The sequence below is a fragment of the Sphingobium sp. GW456-12-10-14-TSB1 genome (genome assembly GCF_059424385.1).
On the sequence record NZ_JBWKZI010000001.1, the window covers coordinates 2,695,533 to 2,707,576 of the forward strand.

12 protein-coding genes are annotated in these 12,044 nt (G+C 63.2%); 1 reads left to right on the plus strand and 11 read right to left on the minus strand.

The annotated features are described in order from the left end of the window. Nucleotides 1–49: 49 nt before the first annotated feature. From AC07X9_RS13105 to AC07X9_RS13155, 11 genes are all read right to left on the minus strand, one after another. Nucleotides 50–685 carry a LolA family protein gene (locus tag AC07X9_RS13105; RefSeq protein ID WP_086485796.1) on the minus strand — a complete coding sequence of 212 codons (636 nt, stop codon included), beginning with the start codon at nucleotides 683–685 and terminating at the stop codon, nucleotides 50–52. Nucleotides 686–764: 79 nt separating this feature from the next. Further along, the gene (locus AC07X9_RS13110) at nucleotides 765–1,178 is read right to left on the minus strand and encodes a retroviral-like aspartic protease family protein (protein WP_081490913.1); all 414 of its coding nucleotides are present in this window, start codon (nucleotides 1,176–1,178) and stop codon (nucleotides 765–767) included. After that, nucleotides 1,165–1,413, minus strand: a complete 249-nt coding sequence (locus AC07X9_RS13115; RefSeq protein WP_017183150.1) for a DUF5678 domain-containing protein — start codon at nucleotides 1,411–1,413, stop codon at nucleotides 1,165–1,167. Before AC07X9_RS13115 ends, AC07X9_RS13110 begins: the two co-directional genes overlap by 14 nt. A 100-nt stretch (nucleotides 1,414–1,513) precedes the next feature. Continuing rightward, a complete protein-coding gene (locus AC07X9_RS13120) occupies nucleotides 1,514–3,832 on the minus strand; it encodes an FtsK/SpoIIIE family DNA translocase (protein ID WP_017183151.1) in 2,319 nt (772 codons plus the stop codon). Between the two features lie 250 nt (nucleotides 3,833–4,082). Further along, entirely contained in the window at nucleotides 4,083–4,577 is a 495-nt protein-coding gene (locus tag AC07X9_RS13125) for a GNAT family N-acetyltransferase (RefSeq protein ID WP_017183153.1), read from the minus strand. Continuing rightward, complete coding sequence (locus tag AC07X9_RS13130; protein ID WP_017183154.1) at nucleotides 4,578–5,477, minus strand: DMT family transporter; 900 nt, start codon at nucleotides 5,475–5,477, stop codon at nucleotides 4,578–4,580. A 20-nt stretch (nucleotides 5,478–5,497) separates the two neighbouring features. After that, nucleotides 5,498–6,658, minus strand: a complete 1,161-nt coding sequence (gene ispG, locus AC07X9_RS13135; protein WP_017183155.1) for a flavodoxin-dependent (E)-4-hydroxy-3-methylbut-2-enyl-diphosphate synthase — start codon at nucleotides 6,656–6,658, stop codon at nucleotides 5,498–5,500. 120 nt (nucleotides 6,659–6,778) lie between these two features. Then, nucleotides 6,779–8,074: an OmpP1/FadL family transporter gene (locus AC07X9_RS13140; protein WP_026002389.1), complete on the minus strand. Its 1,296-nt coding sequence runs from the start codon at nucleotides 8,072–8,074 to the stop codon at nucleotides 6,779–6,781. A gap of 399 nt (nucleotides 8,075–8,473) precedes the next feature. After that, nucleotides 8,474–9,856 carry a phosphoglucomutase/phosphomannomutase PgmG gene (gene pgmG, locus AC07X9_RS13145; RefSeq protein WP_017183157.1) on the minus strand — a complete coding sequence of 461 codons (1,383 nt, stop codon included), beginning with the start codon at nucleotides 9,854–9,856 and terminating at the stop codon, nucleotides 8,474–8,476. Next, complete coding sequence (locus AC07X9_RS13150) at nucleotides 9,853–10,278, minus strand: J domain-containing protein (RefSeq protein ID WP_017183158.1); 426 nt, start codon at nucleotides 10,276–10,278, stop codon at nucleotides 9,853–9,855. Before AC07X9_RS13150 ends, pgmG begins: the two co-directional genes overlap by 4 nt. Next, nucleotides 10,278–11,084, minus strand: a complete 807-nt coding sequence (locus AC07X9_RS13155) for a division plane positioning ATPase MipZ (protein WP_017183159.1) — start codon at nucleotides 11,082–11,084, stop codon at nucleotides 10,278–10,280. The genes AC07X9_RS13150 and AC07X9_RS13155 overlap by 1 nt, the downstream gene beginning before the upstream one ends. Before the next feature lie 109 nt (nucleotides 11,085–11,193). Between AC07X9_RS13155 and panC the strand changes: the two genes are divergently transcribed. Continuing rightward, on the plus strand, nucleotides 11,194–12,039 hold the full coding sequence (panC, locus tag AC07X9_RS13160) for a pantoate--beta-alanine ligase (RefSeq protein WP_017183160.1): 846 nt from the start codon (nucleotides 11,194–11,196) through the stop codon (nucleotides 12,037–12,039). Nucleotides 12,040–12,044 lie beyond the last annotated feature (5 nt).

Genomic DNA, 12,044 nt, shown 5'->3' on the forward strand with positions numbered 1-12,044 from the left:
AGATGAACGGAAAGCCAAGTTTTTCCGTCCATCGTGCAGGGCGCTCGTTTCAGCCGCCTGCGGAGCGGCCCTTTGGCCGGGGATCGGTCCAGCGGAACGCGGAATCGGCGACCGGCACGCCATAGCGCTGGTTGGAAAGTCGGATGGCCGTGCGATTATTCTGCGAATCGAGCGCTACCCAGCCATAAAGTTGCAGGCCAGCCGGGCTGGCCGCGTCCCGCCGGAAAATCATGGTGATCGTGCCATATTCGGGCCGCTTGGGATCGCGCGCCTCCACGCTCAGGATCGACGGGGCGCCGGTCGGCACGACCTTGCCATATTTGGACAGGTCCTTGTTCGGATCGAGCAGCGCGCCCAGCGGAGAATTGCCGATCGGCCAGCGCTGCACCTGCCGCACTTCATAATCGATCATGGTCAGCGCCTTGCCATCGCCAACGATCAGCAGCGGCACGCCCTTCTGATATTGAAAACGGATCTTCCCCGGTTGCTTGAGCGTCAGCTGGCCGGTCAGCGTCTGGCCGTTGCGATCGGTCTGGCTGAAATCGGCAGTCATGCTGGTGACCGCGCGGATATAGGCGTTGACCCGGTTCAATTCGGACTGGTCCTGCTGCGCGAGCAGCGGCGCGGCGAGCGGGACGGCAAGCAGGACAGGCGCGGCGGCCAGCGCGAGACTGATGCGCTTCATGGAATATTCTCCGGTTGTTACGGATGCCGTGTAGAACGAAGCGATTGAACGACCTGTGAACTCCCCCGTTCCCTGCCGTTCAGCCAAAGACAAGGCGGCAACGGCTTTGACGATCGATCGCGAAATCGCATTGGCGCAATATGTCCATGCCAATCAATGCTGTAAAATGTTCGCTGCCAGTCAGGCTAAATCCGTAGCAGGCATCAAAGATGAACGGCAAACTGGCCTGATCAGACCCATCCGGCATCAATCCAATCCGAAACATATAACGTTCGGTATGACCCAGCCCTTGAGCAGATTGGAGTGGCCGCTTACCCAGCGATTCCAATCCGAGCTTTTCAGCAATGCTTTGGTCGATCCCGCTGACCGTTGCACCGGTATCGACGAGTGCAACTGCATCCAAAAATGTCAGATCGAACGGATTATCGGCGCGCAGGATGCGAACGGGCAATGTAATCCTGCGCCCGTCATGTGACCAATTAATTTCCGACATGCGAGAAGAAACCCAGATCAATGGGTTCGTCGGTCACTTCCTGAATCGAGAAAACACCATCTGGGATGCTGTCACGCGCAAATCGATACGCCTCTCCGGGCTGGTCGAAAAAATCTACGACTTTCCGATCTTTCAGTACCGCATAACGGCCCGCATGGTTAGTCAAAAATTCGCCAAGATGGCGAAGGAAATAGTCGTAATTCGCATCGACTTCGGCGGCTTGGCTATGGCTCATTCCTTGTCCCCTTTAGGCAAGAGGCTATCATTGTTTCGCGGCAATCGGCGCTGTCGGGCGCGAAAAATACGCCGAAGCGAGTCTTTCCTGAGTCGAACCGTTATAGCGGATTGCCATTTTCATCGCGGAGAACTTCGCGGCGGCCGACATGGTTGGGGGGACCGACCAGCCCTTCTTCCTCCATCTTCTCGATCAGGCGCGCGGCGCTGTTATAGCCGACGCGAAGCTGGCGTTGCAGCCAGCTGGTCGAGGCTTTCTGGTTTTCGAACACCAGCTGGCACGCCTTGCGGAAGAGTTGCGCGTCGGGGCTGTCGTCGCCCAGGTCCACGCCATCGAGTGCGAAGCTGCCTTCTTCCGGTTCCTCGGTAACGGCCTGGATATAGTCGGGCTGGCCCTGCGCGCGCCAGTGATCGGCGACGACGCGGACTTCATCGTCGGACACGAACGGGCCGTGGACGCGCATCAACCCCTTGCCGCCGTGCATATAGAGCATGTCGCCCTTGCCCAGCAATTGTTCGGCGCCCTGTTCGCCCAGAATCGTGCGGCTGTCGATCTTCGACGTTACAAAGAAGCTGATCCGGGTCGGCAGGTTGGCCTTGATGACGCCGGTAATGACGTCGACCGAAGGGCGCTGGGTCGCAAGGATCAGGTGGATACCGGCCGCGCGCGCTTTCTGCGCCAGACGCTGGATCAGGAATTCGACTTCCTTGCCAGCGGTCATCATGAGGTCCGCCAGTTCGTCCACCACGACCACGATCTGGGGCAATGGCTGGAAATCGAGCTGTTCTTCCTCATAGATCGGCTTGCCGGTTTCGGGGTCATAGCCGGTCTGGACCCGTCGGCCGAGCGGCTTGCCCTTGGCCTTCGCCGCGCGGACCTTTTCGTTGTAATTGGCCAGGTTGCGGACGGAGATGGACGCCATCATGCGATAGCGGTCCTCCATCTGCTCGACCGCCCATTTGAGCGCGCGGATCGCCTTTTGCGGTTCCGTCACGACCGGGGAGAGGAGATGCGGAATATCGTCATAAGTCGACAGTTCCAGCATCTTGGGGTCGATCATGATCAGGCGCAGCTGATCCGGGGTCATGCGGTAAAGCAGCGACAGGATCATGGCGTTGAGGCCGACCGACTTGCCCGATCCGGTGGTGCCCGCGATCAGCAGATGGGGCATGGGGGCAAGGTCGGCGATGATCGGTTCGCCGGAGATATTCTTGCCCAATATGATCGGCAGCGTGCCTTCGCCGCCAAATTGTTCGCTGGTGATCAGTTCGCGGAAGGACACGCCTTCGCGATGGGCGTTGGGCAGTTCGATGCCGATGACGGTGCGGCCCGGAATCGTCGCGACGCGGGCGGAGAGCGCCGACATATTGCGGGCGATGTCGTCGGCCAGCGCGATCACCCGGCTGGCCTTGATACCGGGGGCTGGTTCCAGTTCATACATGGTGACGACGGGGCCGGGGCGAACCTCGACGATATTGCCCTTCACATGGAAGTCGTCGAGCACGGATTCGAGCAACCGGGCATTGCGCTCCAGCGCCGCCTTGTCGATCTTGCCGCCCTGGCTGACGGGAACCGGGTTGAGCAGGTCGGGCGACGGCAGCGAGCTGTGGCCGAACAGGTCGTCCTGGCTGACCGGGGCCATGGGCCGCTGGGCCGGTGCGGGCTTGGGCGTCTGGATGGTGATGGGCGGCTTGGGTTCGTTCGACACGGTCTTGCGCGGGGCGATGACCCGTTCGCCGATCACTTCGTCCTCATCGTCATCCTCAGCGCTGCTGCCGGCAAGGCCGAGGCTGGGCCGGGGCAGGCTGAGCCTGGGCAGGGTCGGGCGACGGAGCGCAAGGATCGGCTTTTCCAGCGCCAGGCTGCGATAGCAGGCGAACAGGCCGCCGATCATGGCGAGGATGACGATAGCGCCGATGATCCACGGCTGCGCCACCGGCACCTGCGTAGTCAGGCTGATGATCCCCTTGGCCGTGACGAGCGCGATCACCCCGCCCCAGCCAGCGGGCAGGCCAACCAGCGGATTGCTCTGAAACAGGGCCAGCGCGATCCCGATCAGGATGATGCCAAACAGGCACTGGCCAAACTGGCCCTTCCACGCGCTCATATCCTGATCGCCCCAAAGGCGGCGCGCGGTAATCGCCATCAGCGGCAGGATCAGCGCTATGGGCACGCCCAGCAGCCAGAGCAGGAAATCTGCGGTCCAGGCACCAGGCGCCTGCATGACATTGGCGACATGATCGCCCGCCACGGTGTTCATCGACGGGTCGCTGGGCGTATAGCTGAGCAGTGCCAGCGCCAGGAACAGGGTCGCCAGCATCAGCGCGATCGCCCCGATCAGCGCACCGCTGCGAAGCAGGCTGCGCTTGAGCATTTCGCGCCATTCGGGCGTGCGCTTCACTGTGCGGCTGACAGCCATCTTAACCCCATGTCCCCCAAATGTTCCGTTTGCGCACATTGCGCCGAGCGGGGAGTCGGCGTCAAGGGTGCGCGCCCACGGCTCGTCCCGCCCGATCCGTAACATTCCGTATGGCGAACGGGGTTGGCGGCAGGGCAGGAACAGACCCGAAAGGAATGTGCCATGATCGCCGAATATTTCCCCACCGTGGTTGCCCTGTCGCTGGGCGCCTTTGCCGCCATGCTGATTTTCGTCAGCGTCGAGGACGCGATCAAACGCTGATCGCTGCCGTGGCGGCAAGCGCGCGCAGGGCTTCCCCATCGAGCCGCTGGACCGTCCATTCATCCATCGGCTGCGCGCCGATCGCGCGGTAGACCGCGATGGCTGGCGCGTTCCAGTCCAGCACTGACCATTCCAGCCGGGCGCAGTCGCGTTCCAGCGCGATCTGCGCCAACCGCGCAAGCAACGCCCTGCCCGCGCCGACGCCGCGCGATTCGGGCTGGACGAACAAATCCTCCAGATAAAGTCCCGGTCGCCCTTCAAAGGTCGAAAAATTGTGGAAGAAAAGCGCGAAGCCGATGGCTGCGCCGCCCGATTCCGCCATCAGCACTTCAGCCATGGGACGCGGGCCGAACAGATAATGCGTGAGCGTCGCCGGGTCCGCCTTCACCGCATGGGACAGCTTTTCATAGTCCGCCAGCGCGCGGATGAAGCCGATGATCATGTCGATGTCGTCCGGCATAGCGGGGCGGATGGTCAGGGTCATTCAGGCAGTTCCCGGTTCGACATGGGCAATGGCGGCCCGCTTGCCGCGCGCGGTGATCAGGCAGGCGGCGATGATAAGGGCCGCGCCCGCCACGGTGGTCAGCGTCAGCCGCTCGCCAAAGGCCAGCCAGCCGACAACGGCTGCCCAGAGAAAGGCGCTATATTCGACCGGGATCAGCCGCTGCGCCTCCGCGCGCGCATAGGCCCAGGCCAGTGCGGCAAGCGAGGTGAAGGCAAGACCCGCCGCCAGCAGGATCAGCGGTATGGCTGACGGAACTGGCAGTCGCGCGTAAAAAGGCGCGCCGATGGCGAACACGCCCAGCATCACAAGATGCTGGAAGAAGGCGACCTCGATCGGCGAGGCGCGCTGCGCCTGCTGACGTTGCAGGATGAGGTTCCAGGCGAAGAGCACCGCCGACGCCAGCACCGCCAGCGCGCCAAGCAGGGCGCCGCGATCATAGCTGCCCTGCAAACGCCCCGACAGGATCACCCCGACCCCCAAAAGCCCCAGCAGCGACGCGAAGATCGCCTGTCGTCCGATGGTTTCGCCCAGCAGCAGGGCAGCGAGATACAGCGCGATCAGCGGCGCGATGAAGGATAGAGCGATCGCTTCGGCCAGCGGCATCCGCATGAGCGCCCAGAAGAACAAGCCGGCCATCAGCGCCACGACCGATCCGCGCAGCAGGTGCAGGCGCAATACCATGGCGTCGGGCCAGCGCTGGCGGGTCATCAGCATCAGGCCAAGCCCCAGCAGCGTCCCGGTCAGCGCCCGCCAGAACAGGGCGTTGTAGAGGCCGATGGCGAGGCTGAGGCCCTTCATCGCCGCATCCATCACGGAAAACAACGCGACGCCCATGCAGCAGACGGCAAAGGGAATGAGAAATGCGCGCGATGACGACATGGCGGCTGTGATGCCCGGCGCTATTCCGCCGCCTCGGCCTTGCCTGCGTCGGTCATGTCGGATTCGGCGCTGGCCGCCTCGATCTCGGCGGCCTTGGTCTCGACCAGTCGGACGATGTGGTCGATCATATTTTCGTCCTGGATGGTGTGGTCGGTGACGCCCGACAGATAGACCATATGCTTGCCATTGCCGCCGCCGGTCAGGCCGATGTCGGTCTCGCGGGCTTCGCCGGGACCGTTGACGACGCAGCCCAGGACCGAAAGCGAGAGCGGCGTGTGAATATGCTGGAGCCGTTCCTCAAGCGCCTGGACCGTGCGGATGACGTCGAATCCCTGTCGCGCGCAGGAGGGGCAGGAGATCACCTTGACCCCACGGGTGCGGATGCCGAGCGATTTGAGAATCTCATAGCCGACCCGCACTTCCTCTTCCGGTTCGGCGGACAGCGAAACGCGGATCGTGTCGCCGACCCCGGCCCAGAGCAGGTTGCCGATGCCGATCGCGCTCTTGACCGTACCGCCGATCAGCCCGCCGGCTTCGGTGATGCCAAGGTGCAGCGGACAATCGACCGCATCGGCCAGTTGCATATAGGCAGCGACCGCCAGGAACACGTCGCTGGCCTTCACCGCGACCTTATATTCATGAAAATCCTGGTCCTGCAGCAGCTTGATATGGTCGAGCGCGCTTTCGACCAGCGCTTCGGGGCAGGGTTCGCCATATTTTTCGAGGAGGTCGCGCTCCAGGCTTCCTGCGTTGACGCCGATGCGAATGGCGCAATTGTTCGCCTTTGCCGCGTCCACCACTTCCTTGACCCGCGCGGACGAACCGATGTTGCCGGGGTTGATGCGCAGGCAGGCCGCGCCCGCATCGGCGGCTTCAAGCGCGCGCTTATAGTGGAAATGAATGTCGGCCACGATCGGCACGCGCGCGGCGCGGACGATCTGCTTAAGCGCTGCGGTCGATTCCTCATCGGGGCAGGACACGCGGATGATGTCGACGCCCGCCTCCTCGCAACGGCGGATCTGGTCGATCGTGCCCTTGATGTCGTGGGTCAGCGTGTTGGTCATGGTCTGGACCGTGACCGGCGCGCCGCCTCCGACGGGCACATTGCCGACCATGATCTGGCGGCTGTTGCGCCGCGCAATGTCGCGCCAGGGGCGCAGGCCGGGATTATGGTCGGACATCTGTAAGCGGCTCCATCAATATGGAGCCGCTATAGGGATGTTTGGTGACGGTTAAAACCGTTGCTGTTTTTTGTTTCTGCCAAGCCGAAACGCGCAGCGCTGAGTCGCTGGCGCGGCCCGTCAAAAACGGACCGTCAGGGACGCGGCCAACTGGTCCGCATTGCCGCTGGCGCTCGACAGGGTCGTGGTCGTCACCGTGGCGGGTGCGGGATAATAATGATCCGGGCGAATGATATTCGCCTTTTCCACGAAGGTATGCGCGTAGCTCAGGTTCAGCGCCATTGCGGACGACATGTTCCAGGTCGCGCCACCGCTCAGCCAGACGCGGTCGCCATCGGGAACGCGGGTGGTGAGAAATTGCGGATTGGTCGGCGTGCGGTCGAACATTGTCCCCGCACGCAGGGTCAGGCGGTCGCTGACATCATATTCGCCGCCAGCGCTGACACTGTAGCTGTCATGATAATGCATTTCCTTGACCGAAGCGCCGGTGGCGGTGTTGATGGTGATCGCCCTGAACACCGACCAGTTATACCAGCGCGCGGTCAGCATCGCCCGCAATTTCGGGGTCAGCCGGTGCATCATGCTGACGGTCACGATGTCGGGCAGTTCCAGCGGGGCATTGGCGTCGAACGTGCCGTTGGCGGCGGCAAGCGGCCCCACCAGTCCCGAAATCGTCTGGTCTCCCTTCAGATTGTGGGTCATGCGCGAACGATAATGGACGCCGAAATTGGTATCGCCGGTCGTGTAGAACAAGCCCGCATTCCAGCCGACCGACAGGTCGTCCCCCTCGACCGAGGCATGGCCGTCGGCGAGCAGCGGGGACAGCTGGGGCAGCGCGTTGGTGAGCTTCACCTTGACATATTGCACGTCGACGCCGCCGCCGATGGAGAGGTTGTCGCTCAGCTTATAGGCGGCAGAGGGCTGTATATTATAGGTTTTCAGGTCGGTGTGCAGAGAATCATACCGGCCGAAATAGCTTTCGTCATAATCCAGCTTCAGACCGAAGGGGGCGTTGACGCCCAGGCCAAGCCAGAGCCGGTCGCTGACCTGTGCGGTGGCATAGAAGCTGGGAATGGGAATGACTTTGGCAAACGGGTTGCCGCCATCATTGCCGGTGACCGGCACCGATACAGGCAGGCCCGGCACGGAACGGCTCGACCCGCGATTGCTCTGCTGGGCGGTCGCCGACAGGATGACGCCGCCAACCGACGTCTGGATGCCCGGCAATTGAGTCATGGCCGATGGGTTGAAATAGATGGTCGATGGATCATCGCCCGCCGCCGCACCACCCGACAGGGCACGCCCGGTTTCCTTGGGCGATTGTTCCTGAAGATAGAAGCCGCCCGCCAGCGCCGGGACCGGGGCTGCCAGCATGCCTGACAGGAGGAAGGGAAGAAGGCGACGGCTAAACGACATGGGCGATCCTCTTTTGACTATCGTGCCGACGCCGTCACGCTGATGCGCGCACAGGTCGACTTTGCGCAGCGCGGATAGCAGCATCATGGTTAATTTCCAGTATCGGGCGTGTCCGATTCATCGCATTTACAGGTGGTTGCGTGGGTCGGGGACGGCCGGACGCTACGGCAGGCCCGCGCGGCGACTGGACAAAAAAAAGCCGCCCCGAAGGACGGCTGTATAAGTTTTAGGAGAGGATGCCTGAAAGGCGAGTTTCTTTTGCGGCGCAGCGACGATTGTTGCAAATGCGAAATATGATGGAGTGATTGCATAAAATGCAACGATGATTGCGTTGTCAGCTTTCCGTAAGGGAAAGGCGCAGGATGAGATGATAGCGATATCGAATTTTTCGGTGTCGGCTCATGCCCCCAAGCCGACGTAAGGTCGGCTGATCCCCGATTCGTGCAACTGGGCGTCGATCTGGGTGACAAGCCGCACCAGCCCCGCCTGATCATGCGATTCGGCGCGGGCGACCAACGCCGCCTGCGTATTGGAGGCCCGCAGCAACCACCAGCCATCGGCCGTACGGACGCGGGCACCATCAATGGCGTTCACATCGGCGCCCGCCCCGCGCAGCCGGGCCAGTATCTCGTCGATCACGGCGAATTTGCGATCCTCCGCCACGGGAAAGCGCAGCTCCGGCGTATTGGCAAGGTCGGGCATCGCGCCGCGCAGGTCAGTGACGCTGCGACCGGGGCGGGCGGCCCGGATCAGGCGGACAGCGGCATAGAGACCGTCGTCATAGCCATAATAATCGTCGGCGAAGAAGAGATGCCCGGTCATCTCGCCGCCCAGCGGGCTGCCAATCTGCTTCATTCTGGACTTGATATGGCTGTGGCCGGTTTTCCACATATCGGGTCGACCACCCAGCGCGGCGATGCTGTCGAACAGCGCCTGACTCGCCTTCACATCAGCGACAATCGCGGCACCGGGCCGCTTTTCCAGGACCGCCGGAACGAACAGGCCCAATAGCTGATCGCCCGCAATCACCCTGCCCTGCCCGTCTATCACGCCAAGCCGGTCGCCATCGCCATCGAAAGCCACACCGAAATCGAGTTGCTTGGCAAAGACAAGGGCGCGCAGGTCGGCCAGATTCCGTTCCTCGGAAGGATCGGGATGATGGTTGGGAAAATGGCCGTCTATGTGGGTGAAGAGCAGATGATGCTCACCGGGCAGGCGCTGCACCAGCTGCTCGACCACTTGCCCGGCCGCGCCATTGCCCGCGTCCCAGCCGATGCGCCAGCCGCAGCCGTCAAAACCCTCGATCAGCCGATCGACATAGCGGTCGATGATCGAGACGCTCCGGCTCTGGCCAAAGCCGTCGTCCCAGTCGCCCGCCGCCGCCATGACGCCCAGTTGCCGGATGGCTTCGCCGAAAAAGGGCGCATGGCCCTGCACCAGCTTGAAGCCATTTTGATCGCCGGGATTATGGCTGCCGGTTATCTGAATGGCGCCGTCCACCTGGCCGACCATTTCGGCATAATAGAGCATCGGGGTCGGTCCCACCCCGATGCACAGCACGTCGATGCCGCTGGCGCACAGCCCGTCGACCAGCGCCTCTTCCAGCATGGGTGAACTCAGCCGCCCGTCATAGCCCACGGCGATGCGCGATCCCCCTGCCCGCGCGATGACCGTGCCGAAGCTGCGCCCCAGCGCCCAGGCGTCGGCAGCGTCCAGCGTTTCGCCCACCGTGCCGCGCATGTCATAGTCGCGCAGCAGCGTCGGATCGAACCAGTGGGTCAACGCTCCGCCTGATGACGAAGCAACAGGTCGCGGGCAGCGTTGATCTGGGCCGCCAATGCCTCCGTCCCACCCTTGTCGGGATGGACCGAGGCGATCAGGCGGCGATGGGCGGCGCGGATCATGTCCGCATCGGCATCGGGCGCGACGCCCAGCAGGGCGCGGGCCTGGGCAATATCCTGCGGCGGCAGGGGCTTGGGCGTGGCGGTCCTGCCCTTGCGGAGCAGCTTGCCCTGCCCTGCGAAAAACAGCGCCGCGCCGATCAGCATGGGCGCGCCGATCACCGGCTTGCCCTTGGCCGACAGCACGGCGCCCACCAGCGCCGCCCCCAGCGCCATTCCGTCCTTTGCGCTCATGCGTTGCAGCCTTCCTGTCCAGATCAGCCAGCCCGCAAGGCCCGCCAGCAACAGCGCAAGCCAGCCCATCAAGCCGCGCCGATCAAGTCCATGGAGCCGACGCCGCTGCGTTCGGGAAGCGCCAGGCCCGCCACCATTTCGCGCAACTCCTGCCGCGCGGCGATGTGGCTGACGCCCAGTTCGCCCAGATGCCCCTTGTCCAGCAAGGTCAGGCCGGACGGGAACAGTTCGCGGAAGATCACGCGTTCCGACAGGCCCGGAATGACGCGGAAACCGACGCGGCGGGACAATTCCATCAGCGCGTCGCCGACCCGTTTCTTGTTGCGGGCATCCTGATGCTGGACGCGGTTGCGCAGCACGACCCAGTCGATCGACACGCCATCGGCCTTGGCCCTGGTCTTGCGCGCTTCAAAGATGAGTTCGGAATAGAAGGACAGGCGCTTGACCTTGAAACTTTCCGCATCGACCTGCCCGATCAGGTCGAAATCGACGAAACTGTCGTTCATCGGCGTGACCAGCGTGTTGGCGCGGGCGGCCATGTGGCGGGCGAACAGATCGTCGCGGCCCGGCGTGTCGACGATCAGGAAATCTGCGTCCTGCGACACGGCGGCGGCTTCGGATTCCAGCGCGTCGATACTGTCGCCCTTCAACACCGTAAAGCTGGGCGCGACCAGTTCGATGCCGCGACGGCGCGCGGTTTCTGCGCGGTTTTCCAGATAGCGCGTGACGGTGCGCTGGCGCGGATCGAGGTCGATCATGCTGACGCGGTGGCCCAGCGCCGTCAGCGCGATCGCGGTGTGAACGGCCGTGGTCGATTTGCCGGTTCCGCCCTTTTCATTGGCGAACACGATGAGATGTGGCTGCGAATTGGCCATTGGACCCCTGATAACCCCGTTATTGTCGCAATGATTCTTGACCGTCCAGCGACTGCGCGCCTAGCAGGACGTCCTTGTCACCCCTGCCCTTATCGGAGCCGTTCCTCCCGTGCAAACTCTGTCTGACCTGCCAGCGCTGCGCGCTGCCATCGCCGCGCTGAAAAGCGACGGGAAGCCGCTGGCGCTGGTGCCGACCATGGGCGCATTGCATGACGGGCATATGGCATTGGTCGAGGAAGCGCGGCGGCACGGGCGGCATGTCGTCGTGTCGATCTTCGTCAATCCCAAGCAGTTCGGCCCGAACGAGGATCTGGCCGCCTATCCGCGGCGCGAGGCGAAGGACGCGCAGATGCTGTCCGCCGCCGGGGTGGACATTTTATGGGCGCCCACTGTCGACGTCATGTATCCGGCAGGCTTTGCCACCAATATCAGCGTCAGCGGCGTCAGCGAAGGATTGGACGGCGCGGCGCGGCCGGGTCATTTCGATGGCGTGGCGACGGTGGTGACCAAATTGTTCAACCAGGTCCGGCCCGACGTCGCGATATTCGGCGAGAAGGATTATCAGCAACTGGCGGTCATCCGGCAGATGGTGGCCGATCTGGATCTGGGCATAGAGATTATCGGGCTGCCAACCCAGCGGGCGCAGGACGGCCTGGCCCTGTCATCGCGCAACGCCTATCTGAACGATGAGGAGCGCAAGGCGGCGCTGGCCTTGCCGCGGGCGCTGGGCGAGGCGAAGCGGCAGATGGAAAAGGGCGGATCGGTCGAGGAGGCTCTGACGCGAGCGGGCGCGACGCTGATCGCCCAGGGCTTTGATCCGGTCGACTATGTGATGTTGTGCGATGCGGTGACGCTGGAGCCGATGCATGTGCTGGACCGCCCGGCCCGGCTGCTGGGCGCCGCCAAGCTGGGCAGGACGCGGCTCATCGACAATATCGCCGTCGATCCAGCCTAGATACT